At 65.5% G+C, this 19,684-nt stretch carries 18 protein-coding genes; 8 read left to right on the top strand and 10 right to left on the bottom strand.

Annotation, left to right across the window (positions count from 1 at the left end; translation table 11 throughout):
• Positions 1-16: 16 nt before the first annotated feature.
• Together BLP73_RS17115 and BLP73_RS17110 are read left to right on the top strand one after the other, a co-directional pair.
• Positions 17-727 carry a FadR/GntR family transcriptional regulator gene (locus BLP73_RS17115; RefSeq protein WP_090747647.1) on the top strand — a complete coding sequence of 237 codons (711 nt, stop codon included), beginning with the start codon at positions 17-19 and terminating at the stop codon, positions 725-727.
• A 73-nt stretch (positions 728-800) separates the two neighbouring features.
• On the top strand, positions 801-1,967 hold the full coding sequence (locus BLP73_RS17110) for a fumarylacetoacetate hydrolase family protein (RefSeq protein ID WP_245686730.1): 1,167 nt from the start codon (positions 801-803) through the stop codon (positions 1,965-1,967).
• 18 nt (positions 1,968-1,985) lie between these two features.
• On the opposite strand, the gene xylA is transcribed toward BLP73_RS17110, so the two are convergent.
• The 10 genes from xylA to BLP73_RS17060 form a co-directional block, all read right to left on the bottom strand.
• Positions 1,986-3,287, bottom strand: coding sequence for a xylose isomerase (gene xylA / locus BLP73_RS17105; protein ID WP_090747644.1), 1,302 nt, complete (start codon positions 3,285-3,287; stop codon positions 1,986-1,988).
• A 26-nt stretch (positions 3,288-3,313) separates the two neighbouring features.
• Positions 3,314-3,958 (bottom strand): ThuA domain-containing protein, encoded by a 645-nt coding sequence (locus tag BLP73_RS17100; RefSeq protein WP_090747641.1) that lies wholly within the window; start codon positions 3,956-3,958, stop codon positions 3,314-3,316.
• Positions 3,955-5,061, bottom strand: coding sequence for a Gfo/Idh/MocA family protein (locus BLP73_RS17095; RefSeq protein WP_090747638.1), 1,107 nt, complete (start codon positions 5,059-5,061; stop codon positions 3,955-3,957). The genes BLP73_RS17100 and BLP73_RS17095 overlap by 4 nt, the downstream gene beginning before the upstream one ends.
• Positions 5,058-6,062 carry an ABC transporter ATP-binding protein gene (locus BLP73_RS17090; RefSeq protein ID WP_090747635.1) on the bottom strand — a complete coding sequence of 335 codons (1,005 nt, stop codon included), beginning with the start codon at positions 6,060-6,062 and terminating at the stop codon, positions 5,058-5,060. The genes BLP73_RS17095 and BLP73_RS17090 overlap by 4 nt, the downstream gene beginning before the upstream one ends.
• On the bottom strand, positions 6,055-7,701 hold the full coding sequence (locus BLP73_RS17085; protein WP_090747632.1) for a glycoside hydrolase family 43 protein: 1,647 nt from the start codon (positions 7,699-7,701) through the stop codon (positions 6,055-6,057). Before BLP73_RS17085 ends, BLP73_RS17090 begins: the two co-directional genes overlap by 8 nt.
• A 5-nt stretch (positions 7,702-7,706) precedes the next feature.
• On the bottom strand, positions 7,707-8,522 hold the full coding sequence (locus BLP73_RS17080; protein ID WP_090747629.1) for a carbohydrate ABC transporter permease: 816 nt from the start codon (positions 8,520-8,522) through the stop codon (positions 7,707-7,709).
• A complete protein-coding gene (locus BLP73_RS17075) occupies positions 8,519-9,445 on the bottom strand; it encodes a carbohydrate ABC transporter permease (protein WP_090747626.1) in 927 nt (308 codons plus the stop codon). Before BLP73_RS17075 ends, BLP73_RS17080 begins: the two co-directional genes overlap by 4 nt.
• 64 nt (positions 9,446-9,509) lie before the next feature.
• Complete coding sequence (locus BLP73_RS17070; RefSeq protein ID WP_090747623.1) at positions 9,510-10,772, bottom strand: ABC transporter substrate-binding protein; 1,263 nt, start codon at positions 10,770-10,772, stop codon at positions 9,510-9,512.
• Positions 10,773-10,888: 116 nt separating this feature from the next.
• Positions 10,889-11,905, bottom strand: a complete 1,017-nt coding sequence (locus BLP73_RS17065) for a LacI family DNA-binding transcriptional regulator (RefSeq protein WP_090747620.1) — start codon at positions 11,903-11,905, stop codon at positions 10,889-10,891.
• 96 nt (positions 11,906-12,001) lie between these two features.
• Positions 12,002-12,421, bottom strand: coding sequence for a VOC family protein (locus BLP73_RS17060; RefSeq protein WP_090747616.1), 420 nt, complete (start codon positions 12,419-12,421; stop codon positions 12,002-12,004).
• Between the two features lie 352 nt (positions 12,422-12,773).
• On the opposite strand from BLP73_RS17060, the gene BLP73_RS17055 reads away from it, so the two are divergent.
• The 6 genes from BLP73_RS17055 (at position 12,774) to BLP73_RS17030 (ending at position 19,517) form a co-directional block, all read left to right on the top strand.
• Positions 12,774-13,736 (top strand): LysR family transcriptional regulator, encoded by a 963-nt coding sequence (locus tag BLP73_RS17055; protein ID WP_090747613.1) that lies wholly within the window; start codon positions 12,774-12,776, stop codon positions 13,734-13,736.
• A gap of 64 nt (positions 13,737-13,800) precedes the next feature.
• Entirely contained in the window at positions 13,801-15,318 is a 1,518-nt protein-coding gene (gene arfA, locus BLP73_RS17050; RefSeq protein ID WP_090747610.1) for an arabinosylfuranosidase ArfA, read from the top strand.
• A gap of 1 nt (position 15,319) precedes the next feature.
• On the top strand, positions 15,320-16,432 hold the full coding sequence (locus BLP73_RS17045) for an ABC transporter ATP-binding protein (protein ID WP_090747607.1): 1,113 nt from the start codon (positions 15,320-15,322) through the stop codon (positions 16,430-16,432).
• A 44-nt stretch (positions 16,433-16,476) separates the two neighbouring features.
• A complete protein-coding gene (locus BLP73_RS17040) occupies positions 16,477-17,754 on the top strand; it encodes an extracellular solute-binding protein (RefSeq protein WP_090747604.1) in 1,278 nt (425 codons plus the stop codon).
• 120 nt (positions 17,755-17,874) lie between these two features.
• On the top strand, positions 17,875-18,696 hold the full coding sequence (locus BLP73_RS17035; protein ID WP_245686729.1) for a carbohydrate ABC transporter permease: 822 nt from the start codon (positions 17,875-17,877) through the stop codon (positions 18,694-18,696).
• A complete protein-coding gene (locus tag BLP73_RS17030) occupies positions 18,693-19,517 on the top strand; it encodes a carbohydrate ABC transporter permease (RefSeq protein ID WP_090747598.1) in 825 nt (274 codons plus the stop codon). Before BLP73_RS17035 ends, BLP73_RS17030 begins: the two co-directional genes overlap by 4 nt.
• The last annotated feature ends 167 nt before the right edge of the window (positions 19,518-19,684 follow it).

Below are 19,684 nucleotides of genomic sequence, written 5' to 3'. Positions count from 1 at the left end.
GCCAGGAGACGGCCTGATGAGCGAGTTCACCCCGATGAGCCGACCGCAGCACCTTCCGGCCCGTATCGCCGCCGCGCTGTCCCTGCAGATCCGCGAGGGGGCGCTGAAACCCGGCGACCGCCTGCCGACCGAGCTGGCCCTGACGCGCAGCTTCGCCGTCAGCCGGACCGTCGTGCGCGAGGCCATCGCGCAGCTGCGCAACGAGGGCCTGATCGAGACGCGTCAGGGCGCCGGCGCCTTCGTCATCCAGCGCCCCGCGCGCCATATCCGCCTCGAGGACGGTCGGATGGAGCCGCATGCCTTCCGCGACCTCTTCCAGCTGCGCCTGCCGCTGGAGATCGAGGCCGCCGGCCTTGCTGCCACGCATCACGGCCCCGAGCACCTGGAGCAGCTGGACGCCGCGCTGGCGCGCATGGCCGCGCCGGAGGCCTCGGGCGACGACGTGATGCTGGGCGATCTGGACTTTCACCGCGCCATCGCCGCGGCGACGGGCAACGCCTATTTCGTGCAGTTCCTCGGCGCGATTTCGGACCGCATCCTGCACACCATCATCGATTCGCGCGCCCGCGCCCGCCCCGAGGAGATCGGCCCGCAGGTCGAGCGCGAGCACCGGGCGCTGCGCGCCGCCATCGCCGCCCGCGATCCCGTGGCGGCGCGCGATGCGATGCGGGCGCACATGCTCGGCTCGGCCGAACGGGTGGCGCTGCGGCTTCAGCTCTACGGTTGAGGGCCTACGGGACTGGCCTCTGCGCCCGGATCATGTAATGTTGTCTGACATATCTTCTGCCAAGGAGCCGCCCGTGGCCGCCGACCTGACGCTGAGTGCCGACATGCTGCTGCCTGATGATCATGCCGAGGCGCTGCTTCTGGGCCGCGTCTGGTCCGAGGCGGAGGGCGGACCCTGCCCGGTGCTCATCCGCAACGGGCACGCGCTGAACCTCGTCGCGCTTTCGGCCACCATGTCGGGCCTGCTCGAGCGGCCGGACCTGGCCGAGACGCTGGCGGCGGCGGACCTGCCGGACCTCGGACCGCTCGACGGGTTCCTCGACGGCAGCGCCGGGCGCCTGCTGGCGCCGGTGGACCTTCAGGCGATCAAGGCCGCCGGCGTCACGTTCGCTGACAGCATGCTGGAGCGCGTGATCGAGGAGCAGGCGCGGGGCGACGCCGCCCGCGCGCAGGAGATCCGCGCCCGGCTGGCCCCGGTGATCGGGGACAACCTGCGAGACCTGCGGGCAGGCTCGGCCGAGGCGGCGCGCGTCAAGGCGCTGCTGCAGGAGATGGGGATGTGGTCGCAATACCTGGAGGTCGGGATCGGCCCCGACGCCGAGATCTTCACCAAGTCCCAGCCCATGTCGGCCGTCGGCTGCGGCGATCTGGTCGGCATCCACCCCATCTCGGAATGGAACAACCCCGAGCCCGAGGTGGTGCTGGTCCTGCGCTCGGATGGGACCATCGTCGGCGCGACGCTCGGCAATGATGTGAACCTGCGCGACGTCGAGGGGCGATCAGCCCTGCTGCTGGGCAAGGCCAAGGACAACAACGCCTCCTGCGCAATCGGGCCGTTCATCCGGCTGCTGGATCGGGGCTACACCCTGCACGATGTCGAGACCGCACGCGTCACGCTGCGGGTCGAGGGGCAGGACGGGTTCGAGATGACCGGCGAAAGCCGGATGGAGGCGATCAGCCGCAGCCCCGAGGACCTGGCGCGGCAACTGAGGAACCGCTCGCACCAGTATCCCGACGGGGCCGTACTGTTCCTCGGGACGATGTTCGCGCCCGTGAAGGACCGGCGCGGGCCGGGCCTCGGCTTCACGCACGAGACGGGGGACCGGGTCGAGATCGCCTCGCCCCGGCTTGGCCGGCTGGTGAACCGGGTGGCGCGGACGGACCAGTGCCCGGAATGGCAGTTCGGCACCCGCGCGCTGATGCAGAACCTGATCGCGCGGGGGCTCGGGGCGCAGGTCTGACCGCGCCCCGAGAGCGCCTCAGACGAAGCGGCTGACCCAGTTCTCGACCCGCTCCTGCCGGCCCGAGCGGGGCTGCGGGTTGAGGTTCGTCTCTTCGACCCGGGCCGCGATCTCGTCCAGCGACTCGGACTTCAGCATCGCCTGCGACGCGTCGCTGTCCCAGCCCGCATAGCGCTCGGCCCGCATCTTCTCGAGCCCGCCATCCTCCAGCATCGCGGCGGCGGCCTTGAGGCCCCGGGCGCAGATGTCGATGGCGCCGACATGGGCCAGCACCAGGTCCTCGGGGTCCAGCGACTGGCGGCGCACCCGCGCGTCGAAGTTGGTCCCGCCCGTCTCGAAGCCGCCCGCGCGAAGCACCTCGTAGTAAGCCAGCGCGACTTCGGGGACGTTGTTCGGGAACTGGTCCGTGTCCCAGCCCGACTGATAGTCGTTCCGGTTCATGTCGATGGAGCCCAGAAGCCCGAGCGATCCGGCCAGCGCCAGCTCATGCTCGAAGCTGTGGCCGGCGAGGATCGCGTGGCCCTGCTCGATGTTCAGCTTGACCTCGTTCTCGAGCCCGAAGCGCTTGAGGAAGCCGTAGATCGTGCCGACGTCGAAGTCGTACTGGTGCTTGGCCGGCTCCTGTGGCTTCGGCTCGATCAGGATCGCGCCCTTGAAGCCGATCTTGTGCTTGTACTCGACGACCTTGCTGAGGAACGCCCCGGCCTGCTCGGCTTCGCGCGTCAGGTCGGTGTTCAGGAGGCTCTCGTAGCCTTCGCGTCCGCCCCAGAGGACGTAGTTCTCGCCGCCCAGCTGATGCGTGACGTCCATGCAGGCCTTCACGGTCGCGGCGGCATAGGCGAAGATCTCGGGGTCGGGGTTCGTCGCCGCGCCCGCCATCCAGCGGCGGTGGCTGAACATGTTCGCCGTGCCCCAGAGCAGCCTGGTGCCCGTCTGCTGCATCTTGCCGGCGAAGACGTCGCAGATCTCTTCCAGATTGCGGCGGCTTTCGGCGAAGCTGCCGCCCTCGGGGCGGACATCGGCGTCGTGGAAGCAGAAGAACGGCACGTTGAGGATGCCGAACAGATCGAAGGCCGCGTCGGCTTTCGCGCGGGCGGCGGCCATGTCGTCGCCATACCACGGCCGCTCGAAGGTGCGCCCGCCGAAGGGATCGCCGCCCTCATAGGCCAGGGAATGCCAATAGGCGACAGCGAGGCGGAGGTGATCCTCCATCCGCTTGCCCATCACGACCTCGTTCGGGTCGTAGTGGCGATAGGCGAACTCGTTGTCGCTGTCCGGCCCCTCGAACTGGATCGGGGCGATGTCCTTGAAGTAGCTCATGCTTCAGTCCCTGTTGGAAAATCTTTTCAGCGCGCGGCCCAGGCCAGGCCCCGGCGCAGGATGGTCTGCATCTGCGGATGGTCAAGCTCGGCCGCGTTGTGGCCAAGCGCGGAGTAGAAGACGCGCGCCGCGCCGTAGTGCTTCTTCCAGAAGACCGGCATGACTACGCCCTTGATCCACGGATCGTGGGCGCCGTCGAAGGTGGTCGTGGCCAGCACCTCGATGGCGGGATCGACATGCAGGTAATACTGCTCGGAGTGGTAGTCGAAGTCCTCGATCCCGGCCATGATCGGGTCGTCCCCGCCCGTGACGTTCACGCGGTAGTCGATGAAGTTGCCAGGATGAGCGACCCATTGGCCGCCAGTCATGTACTGGTAATAGGGCTCGGCGCGGAACGTGTCGCCCATGCCGCCGTGAAAGCCGCCGAGGCCGGTGCCCGCCGCGACGGCGGCGATCAGCGCCTTCAGCCCCTCGGGCGCGACCTGCACCTGGGTCATCATCGGCACGATCAGGTCGAAACGCGTGAGGTCAGTGGAGGTCAGGATCTCGGTGCCTTGGTGGGTTTCCACGTCGAAGCCGTCCTCGCGCAGCATCGCGGCGAGGCGCTGCGTGCAGGCTTCGGGCTCGTGGCCGTCCCAGCCACCCCAGAAGATCAGTGCGGATTTGGTCATGCGGTCTCCGGGGTAAGATGGGCTAGGGCGCCTGCGCACATCGGCTCGGGCCGCGCGCAGGTCGAGGTGAGGGTGACGGTGCGTCCGCTTTCGGCCGCCTGCAAGAGCGATGCGATGACGTCCAGCACATGCAGCGCCAGATCGCCGCTGGCCCGGTGCGGCCGGCCGGTCAGGATCGCATCGGCCATATCGGCCAGGCCGAGCGCGCGGTGGTTGTCGCCGCCGAACTCGTGGTTCGAAAGCACGGCGGCCCAGCCATCCGCGCCGGACAGCATCACCTGTCCGTCGAAGCGGTTGGGGTCGGGGATCTTGATCGAGGCCTTGGTCCCGTACAGCTCCAGCGGGCTGTGCCCATGGGCGCGAACGTCGAAGCTCATGGCGATCTGGATCAGGGCGCCGCTGTCGAACTCCATGACGCCCGCCACATGGGTCTGGGCATCGACCGGGATGCTTTCCCCCGCCCGCGGCCCCGAGGCGATGGTCCGGCTGGCGCGCAGACGCGAGGCCATGCCGCTGACCGCCCGCACCGGACCGAGCAGGTTCACCATCGCGGTGATGTAATAGGGCCCCATGTCGTAAAGCGGCCCGGCGCCCGGCCCGGCATAGTAGAAGTCCGGGTTGGGGTGCCAGCGCTCATGCCCTGCAACCATCATCACGGCCGTCCCGGCGATGGGCTGGCCGATCCGCCCCGCATCCACCACCGCGCGCGAGGTCTGGTGCGAGGCGCCGAGGAAGGTGTCAGGCGCGCAGCCGATGCGAAGGCCGCGCGTGGCCGCCGCCTCGGCCAGCCGCTTGCCGTCCTCCAGGCTGACGGCCAGCGGTTTTTCGGAATAGACGTGCTTGCCGGCCTCCAGCGCCGCGAGGCCGACCGCCAGATGCGCGGCGGGGACGGTCAGGTTCAGGACGATGTCGATGTCGTCCCGCGCCAGCAGCGCCTCGGGGGTCAGCGCCTCAAGCCCATGCGCCTCGGCCTTGGCGCGGGCGGCGGCCTCGTTGAGGTCGGCGACCGCGATCAGCTTCAGCTGCGGGAAAAGGCGGGCGTTCTTGAGGTAGATCTCGCTGATGACGCCGCAGCCGATGATGCCCAGTCCTAGCGCGCTCATGCGGGCTCTCCCATCCGTTGTCCGTTCTTGTCGAAAAGGTGCATGTGCCCCGGCTCGGGGGCGATGCGGATCACCTCGCCGGCGCGGAGGCGGTTGTTGCCGGCAAGGCGCACGGTCATCGGACCGACGCCCTCGACATCGGCGTGAACGATCGTGTCGGCGCCAAGAGTCTCGACCACCAGCGCGCGGGCGGACAGGCCTTCGGGGGCAATCACCAGATGCTCGGGGCGGATGCCTGCCGTCTCAGCCTCGGGATGGCCGACCGCCGCGCCGGGCATCAGGTTCATCTTCGGCGAGCCGATGAAGCCGGCGACAAAGACGGTCTGCGGGCGGTCGTACAGCTCCATCGGGGCGCCCACCTGCTCGATCCGGCCAGCGTTCATGACGACGATCTGGTCGGCCAAAGTCATCGCCTCGACCTGATCATGGGTGACGTAGATCATCGTGGCGTCCAGCGACTGGTGCAGCTGCGCCAGTTCCACCCGCATCTGCGTGCGCAGCGCGGCGTCGAGGTTCGAGAGCGGCTCGTCGAAGAGGAACACCTTGGGCTGGCGCACGATGGAGCGGCCGATGGCGACGCGCTGACGCTGGCCGCCCGAAAGCTGCGCGGGCTTGCGGTCGAGATAGGGTTCCAGCGCTAGGATGCGCGCGGCCTCGGCCACGCGGGACTTGCGCTCGGCCGCGGGCATCTTGGCGAGCCGCAGGCCGAAGTCGATGTTCTGCGCGACCGTCATGTGCGGATAGAGCGCGTAGGACTGGAAGACCATCGAGATGCCGCGCTTGGACGGCTCGTCCAGCGTCACGTCATGCCCGCCGATCATCACGGCGCCGGAGGTGGGTTCCTCGAGGCCCGAGATGATGCGCAAGAGCGTGGACTTGCCGCAGCCCGAGGGGCCGACGAGCACGGTGAAGGAGCCGTCGGGGACCGTCAGGTTCAGGTCGGGCAGGACCGTGTGGCCGCCGAAGGATTTTGAGATGTTCTGCAGCCGGACTTCAGACATGGCTCACCTGCGGCCCGCCGTTCAGCGGCTGATAGGTGAAGTCCAGGAAATCCGCATGGCGCCCACGTCCGGACGTGTCATGCGCGCAGATCCCGATGAAGGCGCCGGTGAAGTTGTTGCCCGGCCCGTTCCCCGCCTCGTCCGAGATCGTGGACTGGTCCAGCGTGATCCCAAGGTCGGTCCAGTCGCCGTCGGCCTTGTAGCGGAAGCGCAGGGTCATGCCGTCCACGTCGCAGCCTAGTTGGATTGGCCCATCCGGCAGCGGGATGGGCGTGATCGGGTAGGTCACGCGGGCATCGGGCCAGTCGGCGGCGCAGCTGTAGACGGTCAGGACGCGCTGACCGCCCTCGTTCGCGGTGACGGCCAGGTAGTGGAACTTGAAGCGGCCATACCAGGCGATGAGGCCGGCGAAATGCTGGTAGTCGCCCGGCTCCATCTCCAGCGTCGTTTCGGCGCGGAAGCTGAGGGCGGTCTGACGGCGGGCCAGCAGCGCGTGCTCGAAGGCCGAGCCGGGGGACTCGCGGCCGATGATCCGCAGGGCGCCGGGACGCTCGGTCAGGCTGAAGAGGCGATCCGCTTCGGGTGTCCGCAGCCACTGGAAGGCCGCGGGCAGGGCACCGTCGAAGGTGACGCGGGGCGCGTCCTCGGGGAAGGGGTGCGGGGGCAAGTCGCAGGGGGCGGTGTCGGCGGGAGCGTTGCCGCCATGGGCCATGCGGGGGAATTTGCCCGCGGGCCAGTCCAGTTTCTGGATTGCCGTCTCACGCCCGAGAGGCGAGCGGCGCACATCATCGGCATGGATGCTGCCATTGCCGGCGGGCAGGCGCCGCGTCTCGTTAAGCGGGCGCGAGCAGAGATGCACCATGTAGAACTGGCCGTCCTGCGTCTCGACGATATCTGCATGGCCGCAGCGTTGCAGCAGGCCATCCGTGCCGCGCGCGGTCAGGACGTGCTTGGCGGGGTCCGTCTCGTAGGGCCCGAACAGCTCCTTCGAGCGGGCCATGGTCACGGCATGGTCGTATCCCGTACCGCCCTCGGCCGTCAGCAGGTAGTAGTAGCCGTCGCGGCGGTAGAGATGCGGTCCCTCGGTCAGCTTCAGGTCGGTGCCGCGATAGATGTTGCGGACGGGGCCGACGAGCTTCCGGTCCTCGTGCGAGTATTCCTGCATCACGATCCCGCCGAAGCGGTCGCCACCGGTCTGGTTGTGGTCCCAGATCATGTTCAGCAGCCACTTCCGCCCGTCCGCGTCGTGGAACAGCGAGGGATCGAAGCCCGACGAGTTCAGGTAGATCGCGTCCGACCACGGCCCCTCGATGCTGGAGGCGGTGACCAGGTAGTTGTGACTGTCCTTCCACGCCCCGTCCCGGCGCTTCACGTCGGTGTAGATCAGCCAGAACATCCCGTCCGCATAGGTCAGGCACGGCGCCCAGATGCCGCCGCTGTCGGGATCGCCGCGCATGTCCAGCTGCGCCGCGCGGTTCAGCGGGCGCGTCACCAGCCGCCAGTTCGCCAGGTCGCGCGAGTGGTGGATCTGCACGCCCGGATACCATTCGAAGGTCGAGGTGGCGATGTAGTAGTCATCCCCCACCCGGACGATCGAGGGGTCGGGGTTGAAGCCCGGAAGGATCGGGTTCTGGATCATGGGTCTTATCCTTTGACCGCGCCGCCCGTCAGGCCGGCGACGATGTATTTCTGGGCAGCGAGGAAGAAGACGATGGCCGGCACGATGGTCAGCGTGACGAAGGCCAGGGTCAGGTTCCACTGGGTGACGTATTCGCCGCGGAACTGCATCATCCCGAGCGGCCAGGTGAAGACGTCGCGCGAGTTGAGGACCACCAGCGGAAGAAGGAAGTTGTTCCAGCTTTGCACGAAGACGAAGACGCCCACGGTCGCCAGGATCGGCGCCGACAGCGGCAGGGTAAAGCGCCAGAAGAAGCGCACATAGCCGCAGCCGTCGATATAGGCGGCCTCGAACAGCTCTTTCGGAAGCTGGGCGAAGAAGGTGCGGAACAGCAGGATCGCCAGCGACAGGCTGAAGGCGGTCTGCGGCAGGATCACCGCCCACCACGTGTCCAGCAGCCCGATGTCGCGGACCTTGATGAACAGCGGCAGGATCGCGGTGGCGAAGGGGAACATCAGGCCGAGGAGGATGTAGGAGAACAGCATCCGCGAGCCGAAGAACCGGATCTGCGCGAAGACGTAGGCCGCCGCCGCCCCCACGATCAGCGTCAGCACGACCGAGCCGACCGAGATGATCATCGAGTTGCGCAAGTAGCGCCAGAAGGCCGGGTCGGTGATGATCTGGCCGTAGAACTCGGTGTTCCACATGGCGGGCAGGCCGAGCGCGTTGGTGCGGATCTCGGCATTGGTCTTGAAGCCGCCGAGGATGGTCGCGATCATCGGGGCCAGCACGAAGCTGGCCACGATCAGCAGCAGCGTCACGCGCAGGATGTTGCGGGTCATGCCTCGGCCCTCTTCATGAAGATGCGCTGGTAGAAGACCGCGACCGTCACCGCGCCGACGAACAGAATCACGCCCACCGCCGAGCCGAAGCCGATGTTCAGCCGCGTCAGGCCGAAGGTGTAGAGATAGGTCACGATGGTATGGGTCTGGTTCGACGGGCCGCCATTCGTCAGCGGGATGATGACGTCGAAGACCTGCAGCGCGCCGATGATGGCGAAGAAGGCGCTGACCGCGATGGCGGGCTTGATATGCGGGATCTGGACGTAGCGGACGACCTGCCTGCGCGAGGCGCCCTCGATCTTGGCGGCCTCGATCTGGTCCTGCGGCACGCTTTGCAGCGCGGCGATGTAGATCATCATGTGAAAGCCGAAATATTTCCAGACGATCACCGTCATGATCGCCATGAAGGCGAGGTCGGGATCGGACAGGATGAAGACGTTACCCAGCCCGAGGCTTTGGGCGATGGAGGCGGTGACGCCGTAGTTCCCGTCGAAGACAAAGGACCAGATCAGGCCGGCGGCGACCTCGGCCAGGATGTAGGGCAGGAAGAAGACCAGACGGAAGACGGCGTTGGTGGGCGTCTTCTTGTAGATCAGCAGCGCCAGGAACAGCGCCAGCGGCATCTGGATCAGCAGCGAGATGGCGACGATCTTCAGCGTGTTGCCGACGGCGATGTGGAAGACCGAATGGTTCAGGATCCGCTCGTAATTCGCGATCCCGACGAAGTTCGAGGGAGTGCCGTAGCCGTTCCAGTTGAAGAACGAATACCAGGCGGATTCGCCCAGGGGCAGCGTCACGAACAGGGTGAAGAGGATCAGCGCGGGCGGCAGCAGGATCAGCACCGCCGTGACGCGCCCGTTCGAGATCGCCCGCCGCATCCGGGCGGAGGCAGGCAGCCGCCTTCCGGCGTCAGCGAGGGTCATGCCGCGCTCCTGTCAGTCTTGGGAAAGGGTGGGGGAGGGGCGGCGAGGAGGCCGCCCCCTTGGCTCAGCGGAAGTCCCAGGATTCCTGGACCTGCGTCGCGGCCGCTTCCGGGGTGATGTTCCCTTGTGCGAGATCGGCCGAAATGTCGTTGATCGTCGCGCCCACCGAGGCCCCGAGATACTGGTCGAGGAAGATCTGGTGGTAGCTGCTCGCCTCGATGTTCTGAGCGACCTGGACGTAGAACGGGTTCTCCATCCCGTCCGAGGTGCCGACGGCGATCGGGATGAACAGCTGCTGCGCACCGGCCTCGCGCTGGTTCTCGGCGTTCATCATGAAGGCCAGGAACTCGACGGCCTCCGGCTCGGCATTGGCCGTGACGGCCCAACCGTTGATGCCGCCAAGCGTCGCGTCATTGCCGCCCTCGGCCACCGGATCGGAAACCGCGGGGAAGCTGATGATCGCCAGCTGGTCGTCCGGCAGCCCCTCGCCGCTGGTCGAACGCTCGCGCATGGGCAGGTAGTCCCAGTCCCCCATCAGGTGGAAGACGCCGGCGCCGTCGGCGAACATGCCGCTGGCGGTCTCGTAGGTGGTGCTGATGTAGCCGGGCTGGAACGGCTCCATCTCGGCCAGGGCTTGGAACTTGCGGCCCGCCTCGATGAAGGCCTCGTTCTCGAAGCCGCCGTTCTCGCCGGCCATGGCGTCGGTCACGACGTTCGGGCCGCCTTCGCGCAGGGCCAGATAGCTCCAGTAGAAATGCAGCGGCCACTTGTCCTGCCCGCCCGCCACGATCGGCGTCAGGCCGGCATCCTTGGCCTGCTGCACGGCGGCGAGGAGATCGTCCCAGGTCTCGATGGCTTCGTAGTCGATGCCGGCCTGCTCGGCCAAAGCCGTGTTGGTCCAGAAGACGACCTCAGTGGCGTATTGCGGCAGCCCGTAGAGCTGGCCCTCGACCTCATAGGCCTGAAGCCCGGCCTCAGGGATGGTGTCGCGGAAGCCCTCGGGCAGGTGGTCGTCGATGGGCTGCAGGAAGCCAGCCTCGACCTGCTCGACGACGGTCTGGCCGCCCCAGCTGTAGAAGATGTCGGGCGCCGCGTTGGATTGCAGAAGCGTCGGCAGGCGGGCCTTGTAGGCCTCGTTCGCGACATACTCGAAGCGGACGGTCACGCCCTCGTTCTGCGCCTCGAACTCGCGGGCGATGCCCTCGAGATACGCCTCCTGCTCGGGGTTCACGACGACCCGCAGCACGTCGATCTGGACCTGCGCATGGGCGGCATGACCCGCGATGACGGCAATGGCGGCGGCCAGGGCCGCAGTAGGATATTTCATGGTGTCCTCCCCATCTCCGGCTCCTCAACCGGGTTCTTCTGACGATCTCTCGCAGAATATTGACATACGTATGTCAAAGCGGGCGGCAGCGCAACCGCGATTCAGCCGCGCGGCCCTCAGGGCAGGTTGTCGCGCAGGAAGACCTCGATGCCGATGCGGCCGGCCTCGGGCTCGACCGGCTTGCCCGCGATGAGCGCCTGAAGCAGCGAGACGGCCGCCGCGACCTCGCGGGCGTGGTCCTGGCGGATGACGGCGTCGAAGCTGCCATCCAGAAGCGCCTGCCGCGAGTGGGCGGTCAACTCGTGCACGACGGTGGCGGGGCGGGGGGTCCGGCCGGCCATTGCCCGCGCCACGCCGCGCGTGCCGGCGCCGAGGCTGTAGATCCCGACGACATCCGGGTGGCGATCCAGCACCGCGCCCAGCTCGGCCGCGACGATGTCCTGATCGTCCAGCGCCTCCAGCGGCGGCAGGATCTGCTGCTCGGGAAACTCGGCGCGCAGCACCTGCTCGAAGCCCAGCCTGCGCTCGGCATGGTCGCGCACCAGCATCGAGCCGGCGACGATCACGATTCGCCCCGGACGGCCCCGGCAGAACCGGCCCAGCAGGCTTGCGGCGGTCCGCCCGGCCTGCACGTTGTCGATGCCGACGAAATGCTGACGCCGGGAGGAGGGGAGGTCCGAGACCAGCGTGACAACCGCCACGCCCTTGTCTCGCAGCTCGGCCAGCGCGGCGCGCACCACGGCGCTGTCGGTGGCCACGACCGCCACGCCATGCGTCTGTGCCGGATCGACCTCGCGCAGCGCCGCGGCGAGCGCCGCGTCATCGAACGGAGGCACCGTCGCCACCTCGAGCTGCGTGAACTCCCACGCCGCGGCCTTCCGCGTCAGCTCGCGCTCCAGCCCGCGCATGAAGCTGTTCGACCCGCCCGGCAGGATGAAGAGCAGCCGGTCCTGCCGCCGCCGCGCAAGACTTGCCGCGGCGAGGTTGCGCTGGAATCCCAGCTCGCGCATGGCCGCGGCGACCCGCGACTGTGTCGCCTGCCGCACGCCTGTGCGCTCGTTCAGGACCCTGTCGACGGTCGAGAGGCTGACACCGGCCGCACGGGCGACATCGTGGATCGTGGGGCGGCTCATGACGAACGCGGCACTCCTTTGACTGAGGCTTTCTGAAGAACGTATGTCAGAATAGCGCCGCAGCACAGCCGCTTTGTCGGCAGAAATGCAGCCGCGTCAGTCATGCAGGATCAGGCCCGGCGCAGGGTGCGCGCGGCAATGCGCCAGCCGCGTCTCCAGCGAGCCGAGGTGAAGCTCCAGCCTGTGCCCGTCCGGATCCAGAAAATACACCGAAGCGCCCTCTGAGCGGTTCTCTTTCCAGATCCGGGCCGCCGCGCGGATCCGGCGGGTAAGACCGTCGAACTCATCCTCGCGGGCGCCAAATGCCAGATGCGTGTAATCCTCGCGCCGCGCCGTGCTGGTCTTCGGGTCCAACGCGAGGCACAACCACAGCGCCCCGGCCGAGAGATAGGCCCCCTTCGGCCACTTGGCGCGCAGGCGAAAGCCCAGCACATGCGTGTAGAACACGATCGACCGCCGCAGATCCGCCACGGCCAGCGTCACGTGATTGAGCCCGGTGATGGTTGGATGGGACATTTCGGCTCCGTCTTTGCTATGGGCGTACAAGGACGTGCTAACACGGCGGCACGATAGCCACACGTCGCGCATGCCTGCGTGTAGATGGCGCAAACATTCCTCCGCCAAGCGAAAGTCCTCACCACTCGGCGATCGGCCGCAACTCGGAAGACCGCGTGCCAGATCCACCATCCGGAGTCGCTTCGCTATCAACCTCAACATAGCTCCCAAGCCAGTAATGCACTAACGTCTAGACGAGACCAAGTCTGCGTGGCGGGCCGGCGGATTGAGGCAGAGCGAGAGGTAACCGGTTGCCGGGATAGTCTCTCAAATCGGCCAATACAGAATCCCAATAAAAGGTGGAGCCAAAGCGGTGGAACATTATCTCAAGTCACTCAGACCGGTTCAGCTTCGACTAATTGCCAGCATTGGGCGGCTTGGGAAACTTCGTCTCGCCGCTGACGCATGTAACATGACGGTTCCGGCCGCATCTCGCATGCTGACCGAGATTGAGGGGAAGCTTGGCTTGTCCTTGTTCGAGCGCGATACGAAGGGCATGAAGCCGACAGCGCTCGGGCGAGTTCTAGGACACCACGCGTTGAAGGTTGTCCACGATATCGATCAACTGGCACATGATTTTATCGCCCACCAAGCAGGAACAGCCGGATTGGTGCGGATCGGCGCGGTGACCGGTGCCGCGCTTGCGGCCGTCATTCCCGCAATCCTCCAGCTCAAGCGGCACGCGCCGCTTTTGAAGGTCTCGCTTGACGTTTCTTCCTCATCGCGTCTGATGTGGGGGCTCGAACGTGGCGAATACGACTTCGCGATCTGTCGCCTCGAACGCGGCGTGAATGCAGGTGCCTTCGAAATATCGCCCGCGCGGAATGAAGCGGTGCTGCTGATGGTGCATGGCGGGCACGAGCTGCGTCACCGGGACCATCTGCTGCTGGCGGAGGTCGCGGACTACCCCTGGACCATGCAAGAGCACGGCGCGCCTATTCGGCATGCAATCGAGTTGGCCTTCCGCCGCGAAGGTGCCGACATGCCCCAGAACCTGATCGAGACGGCGTCGGTAGTAGCGATCATGGCACTGATGCGCGACTCTGATGTCATTGCCGCCGTGACGCAGGAGGTGGCTGACCTGCTGCTTAAGCCCCCCTTTTCGGCCGACCTGGTGCTGCTGAAGACGTGCAACCCGATCGCGATCGAGCCCTATCACGTACTACGCCCCCGCGATCGGAGCCTGTCATCCGGAGCCGAGCAGATGCTCGCGCTGGTCAAACAGCTGCTGGATGAGCCGAGTGTTAACAAAAGTGGTAAGTCAGATATCGTCTAACTCAATTGCGAGGTAAGGCGCCGTTCCCGTAACTTCTTTGGTGACAGATCAGAGGGAGGGACATGTGAAGAGCCGCGCAACAATCCATCGGGATTTTAGTATCGCTCGCATCGATGACCGGCTGTATTCCGCGTTCATCGAGCATATGGGTCGAGCGATCTACACCGGCATCTATGAGCCCGATCACCCTACCGCCAACGCACAGGGCTTTCGCAAGGATGTGCTGGAGTTGGTTCGGGCGTTGAACATCCCGGCGATCCGATATCCGGGCGGCAATTTCGTGTCGGCCTACAATTGGGAAGACGGGATTGGCGCCAAGGAGCAGCGACCGGTCAGGCTGGACCTTGCGTGGCGCTCGCGTGAGACGAACCAGGTCGGCATCAACGAGTTCGCCGGTTGGGCAAAGGACGCCGGGATCGCGATGATGCTAGCAGTCAACCTCGGGACTCGTAGCATTGAAGAGGCGCGCAACTTCGTCGAGTACTGCAATCATCCTCAGGGCACGTATTGGAGCGACCTGCGACGCCAGCATGGGGTGACTGAACCTTACAACGTCCAGATGTGGTGTCTGGGCAACGAGATGGATGGGCCTTGGCAGATAGGTCATAAAGAGGCCAAGGAATATGGTCGCCTTGCGGACGAGACCTCCAAGGCCGTGAAGGCCTTCGGCAAGGGCATCGAGACGATCGTCTGCGGCTCATCGAACGATCAGATGGCGACCTATCCGGAATGGGAACGGCAGGTTCTGGACGAGTGCTACGAGAACGTCGACTACATCTCGCTGCACAAGTACTTCGGCAACAGCAGCCACAACACGCTGAACTACTTTGCCAAGATCGACGAGACCGGCCGGTACATCCAGGCAATCGGCGGAGTGATCGACTTCATCAAGGCCAAGAAGCGCGCCAAGAACGACGTCTATATCTGCTTCGATGAATGGAACGTCTGGTATCACAACCGCGAGCAGGACAGCCGCAACTGGCGCGAGTGGGACTGGCCCGAAGCGCCCGAGCTGCTGGAGGAGGATTACAACCTTGAGGATGCCCTACTGGTCGGCGGGCTGCTGAACGAGTTCATCCGCCGGTCCGACCGCGTCAAGATCGCGGCCATCGCGCAGCTTGTGAACGTGATCGCCCCGATCCGGGCGGAAAAGGGCGGCAAGGCCTGGGCGACCGCGATTTACTTCCCGTACCAGTTTGCCAGCCTCTTCGGGCGCGGAACGGCGCTGAACGTCGCGGTGGACGGGCCGCATTACAGTGCGGATGCGGCGCAGGATGTCAGCTATCTGGACATCGCGGCGGTGCGGGCGACGGATGGCAAGTCATTGACCATCTTCGCGATCAACCGCAGCCCCGACGAGGCGATGGATATGGACCTGGCGCTGCATGGCTTCCAGAACGTCAGCCTGATCGACCACCAGGTCCTGGGCGGCGACGGCACCGGCGCACGTGAAGCCAACACCAGCGCCAACCCCGACCGGATCAAGCCGCGCCAGGGCGACAAGCTGTCGGTGGACGACGGTGCCGTGAAGGCTCAGCTTGGGCCTCTTTCCTATAATCTGATCCGCATCGCTGTGGAGTGACATGAGCATCAGCGAGAAGCAGCAGGTCGTCACCGAGACCGGCGTTCAGCTTGACGCGGTCACTAAGGCTTTCGGCGCGATCGAGATCATCCGCGGCGTCGATATTCACATCGAGAAGGGCGAATTCGCCGTCTTCATCGGCCCCTCGGGCTGCGGCAAGTCCACCTTGCTGCGGATGATCGCGGGGCTGGAGGACACGACCTCGGGGACGATCCGCATCGGCCAGCGCGACGTGACGGAAGAAGACCCGGCCAAGCGAGGCGTTGCGATGGTTTTCCAGTCCTACGCGCTTTACCCGCACCTGACGGTGTTCGAGAACATGGCCTTCAGCCTGCGCCTTGCGCGGGAAAAGAAGGACGTGGTGCAGAAGAAGGTGCATGAGGCAGCCGCCATCCTGCGCCTGACCGACCAGCTTCAGCTGAAGCCCAGCCAGCTGTCGGGCGGCCAACGCCAGCGCGTCGCAATCGGCCGCGCCATCGTCCGCGCACCCGAGGTGTTCCTGTTTGACGAGCCGCTGTCGAACCTGGACGCCGAGTTGCGCGTCCAGATGCGACTGGAGCTGGCGCGCCTGCACAAGGCACTTGGCGCGACGATGATCTACGTCACCCATGACCAGGTCGAGGCGATGACGCTGGCCGACAAGATCTTCGTCTTGCAGGGCGGTCATGTCCAGCAGTCGGGCAACCCGCTGGATCTTTACGAGAACCCGTCCAACCGCTTCGTTGCGGGCTTCATCGGCTCGCCCGCGATGAACTTTTTTGAGGCGACCGTTTCGGGGCACAGCGATGCCGGCATCACCGTCCGGCTGACCGATCAGAACGATCTGGAGCTTCTGCTCGACGTCTCGGCTCGGCCCTCTGTCGGGTCGGGCGTCACGGTCGGCATTCGGCCCGAACATCTGGCCTTGACTGATGGGCCAGGCCTGCGCGTCGCCGTCGACGTCGCCGAGGAGCTGGGCGGCGTGTCCTACCAGCACGGCGCGCTGGAGGGCGGCGGCGCCGTCGTCTTTCAGCAGGACGGCATCCGGCACGGGATGAGGGGAACGGTGCAGACAGTCACCCCGCAGCCCGGCCGCATCTACCTGTTCGCCAGCAGCGGGGAACGGCTGCGCTGAACAGTACGACACTTCATCTTGTCTTCTGGAGGAGGAGAAACAAAATGACAGGCTCTGTTTCGAAGGTACTTGCCAGCGCTGCGCTGGTCATGGGCATGTCCGGTCCGGCCCTTGCGGTGGTTGAACTGGAATGGTGGGACTTCCTCGCCGGCGGCGACGGCGTTCGCATGAAGGCGCTGATTGATCGCTTCAATGAAGAGCATCCCGAGATCAACATCACGGCTACCACCTCGGAATGGGGCCTGCCCTTCTACACGAAGGTCCGTACCTCGGTCGCCGTCGGGCAAGGCCCCGACATCATGACCTATCACCTCTCGCGCCTGCCCATTGCGTTGGAAGAGGGCGTGCTGTCGCCCATCACCGACGAGGACCTGGAGACCGCCGGCCTCAGCCGCGACGACTTCATCGCCTCGGCCATCGAGGCGGCGCAGGACGATGACGGCCAGTTGATGGCCGTACCTTTCGACGTCCACGCCATCGTCGCCTACTACAACCGCACCGCCCTTGAAGGAACTGACTGGCTGGACGCGGATGGTAACCTGACCGGCCTCGACTCCATTGAGGACCTGACGGAGATGCTCACCTGGGCCAAGGAGAACGGCTTCTCTGACCCGCTCAGCTTCCAGACGGAAGGTGGCGGCGGCACCTGGCGGATGTTCTACACGCTGCTGCGCCAGCAGGACGGCGAGCTGATCACCGACGGTGAAGTGCTGGCAGGGGACAATCTCGACAAGGCTGTGCGGGCGATCCAGATCCTGACCGACTGGCGGTCCGAGGGGCTGATCCCCGAGCAGGCCGCATATCCCGCTTCGGTCGCGCTCTTCCAAAGCGGACGTGCGGTGCTGCATATCAACGGCGTGTGGGAGGTGCCGACTTTCAACGACGCGACCGAAGCCGACACGCTTGGGTTCGAATGGTTTGCCAACGAGGTGCCGCAGCTGCTGGACCGTCCCGCGACCTGGGCAGATTCGCACGCGCTGGCCATCCCGAACGACGCCAACATGTCGGCGGAAGAGCGCGAGGCAGCCATGACCGCAATCGGCTGGATGCAACGCAACTCGCTGGCTTGGGCGGATGCGGGACATATCCCTGCCTACAGCGCCACCGTGGAAAGCGCCGAGTACCAAGAGCTGCAGCCGAACGCGACATATGCCTCGCTCGCTGACAATGCCGAGTTCGACCCACGCTCGACGATCGCGGGGGTGGCCTCGCCGATCTACGACTCGATCAACAACTTGGTGGCGCCGGCGGTCCACGGCTTTCTTGAGCCGCAGGACGCGGCCGAGCAGATGAAGCAGGAACTGCAAGCGCTGCTCGATTAACGTGTTCGGCCGGGGGCGCTGCGTCCCCGGCCCATCTTCCGCGACGAAAAGGCCCCCATGTCACGCATCAGACGCAAGCAGCGCGAAATGCGGTCGGCGATCATTCTCGTCGCGCCGTTCATGATTATCTTTGCAATCTTCTTTCTTTACCCAACGATCAAGGTGGTGATGCTCAGCTTCACCAACGCGCCCCTGATCGGCGACGGAGACTGGGTGGGGTTCGACAACTACGCGAAGCTTCTGACCGACCGGCTGTTCCGGACCTCGCTGTGGAACAACCTCTACTTCGTCGTGCTGACCGTGATTCCGACAACTGTGATTGCGCTGCTGATCGCGCTGGCCGTCGGCCAGTTGAGGGGGCGGATGCAGGCGCTGGTGCTGACCCTGTTCTTCCTGCCCTACATCCTGCCGGTGTCTGTGGTGACGCTGATCTGGTCATGGATGCTGGATTTCCAGTTCGGCATCCTCCAGCCGCTGATCGCTGCCGTGGCAGGACGGCCGGTCGCGGTCTTCCGCGACCCTAACTGGGTCATGCCAATGATCGCGCTGGTCACGGTCTGGTGGACCAACGGCTTCAACGTGCTGCTCTTCATCGCCGGCTTGCGCAACATCCCTCAGGACCTCTACGAGGCCGCCGCCCTTGACGGCGCAACCCCATGGCAGCGATTCCGCCGCATCACTTGGCCCTTGCTCTGGCCCGTCACGACGCTGGTCCTGACCCTGCAACTGATCCTGCAGCTGAAGCTCTTCGACCAGGTCTACCTGCTGTCCGCCGGCGGGCCGTTCAACCAGTCCTATGTCGTGCTGCTGCAGATGTACCGAGAGGCGTTCCAGCTGAACAATGGCGGCTACGCTTCGGCTGTCGCGATGGTGCTCTTCGCCATCATCGTCATCCTGTCCGTCCTGCAATTCCAGCTGCTGAAGATCAGAGGCCGCCGATGACCGCCAAGCGCGCCCGCAACGTCGCCTTTGTCACGCTTGTGCTGATCGCGGCCTTCATCTGGGTTTTCCCGCTCTACTGGGCGCTGACAACCTCGCTGCGGAGCGAGTCGCGGATCGTGTCGGATGCCGGCGTCCTGCTGGACGAGATCAACTTCGCCTCGTACCTCTCGGTGCTGGCGACATCGCAGCTGCCGCGCTGGTACCTGAACTCGGTCGGCACATCGCTGATCATCACCATCACGGTGCTCTTCACCGGGATGATGTGCGCCTACGCGCTGTCGCAGCTGCGCTTTCCGGGCCGCAAGCTGCTGTACCTGCTGATAGTGGCAAGTTTCATGGTCCCAATCCCGGCGCTCTACGTTGCGCAGTTCATCCTGATGAACGATTTGGGCCTCGTGAACAGCTGGGGTGGGATCATCATGCCGCAGCTTGTCGTTCCCGTCGTGATCATCGTCTACAAGCAGTTCTTCGACGCCATCCCCCGGGAGATGCGCGAGGCAGTGCTGCTGGACGGCGGCGGAGAGTTCACGCTGCTCTTCAAGCTCTACCTGCCGCTCAACTGGGGCATCACCGCGGCTCTTGCCATCATCACCTTCATCAGCGCGTGGAACAACTTCTTCTGGCCGTTTCTTATTGCGTCCAGCGAAAGCATGATGACGATCCCTGTTGGCATCACGCAAGTCTACGACACATTCGGCATTGCCTATGGCCGGATCATGGCACTGGCTCTGTTGGCAGCTGCGCCGGTGATCCTCGCCTACCTGGTGTTCCAAAAACGCGTGACGGAAGCGGTCATGATCTCGGCTGGTGTTAAAGGATAGCTCACGTTTGATGGGCTCCTACTAACCGGCTTTGGCGCAGCGCCGCCGCCAGCGTCGGGGAATCCCGTGCGTGAAGTGAGGTGAATCGGGATGAACGAAAAGCCGACAGATAGCGGTACGGAACAGCTGTTGCACGAGCCGCAGATGCACTCGCTTTCCAATGTCAT

Source organism: Paracoccus tibetensis (assembly GCF_900102505.1).
Classification (GTDB): Bacteria; Pseudomonadota; Alphaproteobacteria; order Rhodobacterales; family Rhodobacteraceae; genus Paracoccus; species Paracoccus tibetensis.
The sequence above is the reverse complement of the archived record's forward strand: the minus strand, read 5'-3'. Positions and strand labels throughout refer to the sequence as shown.

Bases quoted from the DNA above. Each gene is read 5' to 3' on its own strand.
- BLP73_RS17080 (WP_090747629.1), bottom strand. From the start codon at position 8,522: ATGACCCGCAACATCCTGCGCGTGACGCTGCTGCTGATCGTGGCCAGC.
- BLP73_RS17095 (WP_090747638.1), bottom strand. From the start codon at position 5,061: ATGAGCGCGCTAGGACTGGGCATCATCGGCTGCGGCGTCATCAGCGAG.
- xylA (WP_090747644.1), bottom strand. From the start codon at position 3,287: ATGAGCTACTTCAAGGACATCGCCCCGATCCAGTTCGAGGGGCCGGAC.
- BLP73_RS17035 (WP_245686729.1), top strand. From the start codon at position 17,875: ATGATTATCTTTGCAATCTTCTTTCTTTACCCAACGATCAAGGTGGTG.
- BLP73_RS17065 (WP_090747620.1), bottom strand. From the start codon at position 11,905: ATGAGCCGCCCCACGATCCACGATGTCGCCCGTGCGGCCGGTGTCAGC.
- BLP73_RS17030 (WP_090747598.1), top strand. From the start codon at position 18,693: ATGACCGCCAAGCGCGCCCGCAACGTCGCCTTTGTCACGCTTGTGCTG.
- BLP73_RS17100 (WP_090747641.1), bottom strand. From the start codon at position 3,958: ATGACCAAATCCGCACTGATCTTCTGGGGTGGCTGGGACGGCCACGAG.
- BLP73_RS17045 (WP_090747607.1), top strand. From the start codon at position 15,320: ATGAGCATCAGCGAGAAGCAGCAGGTCGTCACCGAGACCGGCGTTCAG.
- BLP73_RS17090 (WP_090747635.1), bottom strand. From the start codon at position 6,062: ATGTCTGAAGTCCGGCTGCAGAACATCTCAAAATCCTTCGGCGGCCAC.
- BLP73_RS17085 (WP_090747632.1), bottom strand. From the start codon at position 7,701: ATGATCCAGAACCCGATCCTTCCGGGCTTCAACCCCGACCCCTCGATC.
- BLP73_RS17040 (WP_090747604.1), top strand. From the start codon at position 16,477: ATGACAGGCTCTGTTTCGAAGGTACTTGCCAGCGCTGCGCTGGTCATG.
- BLP73_RS17060 (WP_090747616.1), bottom strand. From the start codon at position 12,421: ATGTCCCATCCAACCATCACCGGGCTCAATCACGTGACGCTGGCCGTG.
- BLP73_RS17115 (WP_090747647.1), top strand. From the start codon at position 17: ATGAGCGAGTTCACCCCGATGAGCCGACCGCAGCACCTTCCGGCCCGT.
- BLP73_RS17070 (WP_090747623.1), bottom strand. From the start codon at position 10,772: ATGAAATATCCTACTGCGGCCCTGGCCGCCGCCATTGCCGTCATCGCG.
- BLP73_RS17075 (WP_090747626.1), bottom strand. From the start codon at position 9,445: ATGACCCTCGCTGACGCCGGAAGGCGGCTGCCTGCCTCCGCCCGGATG.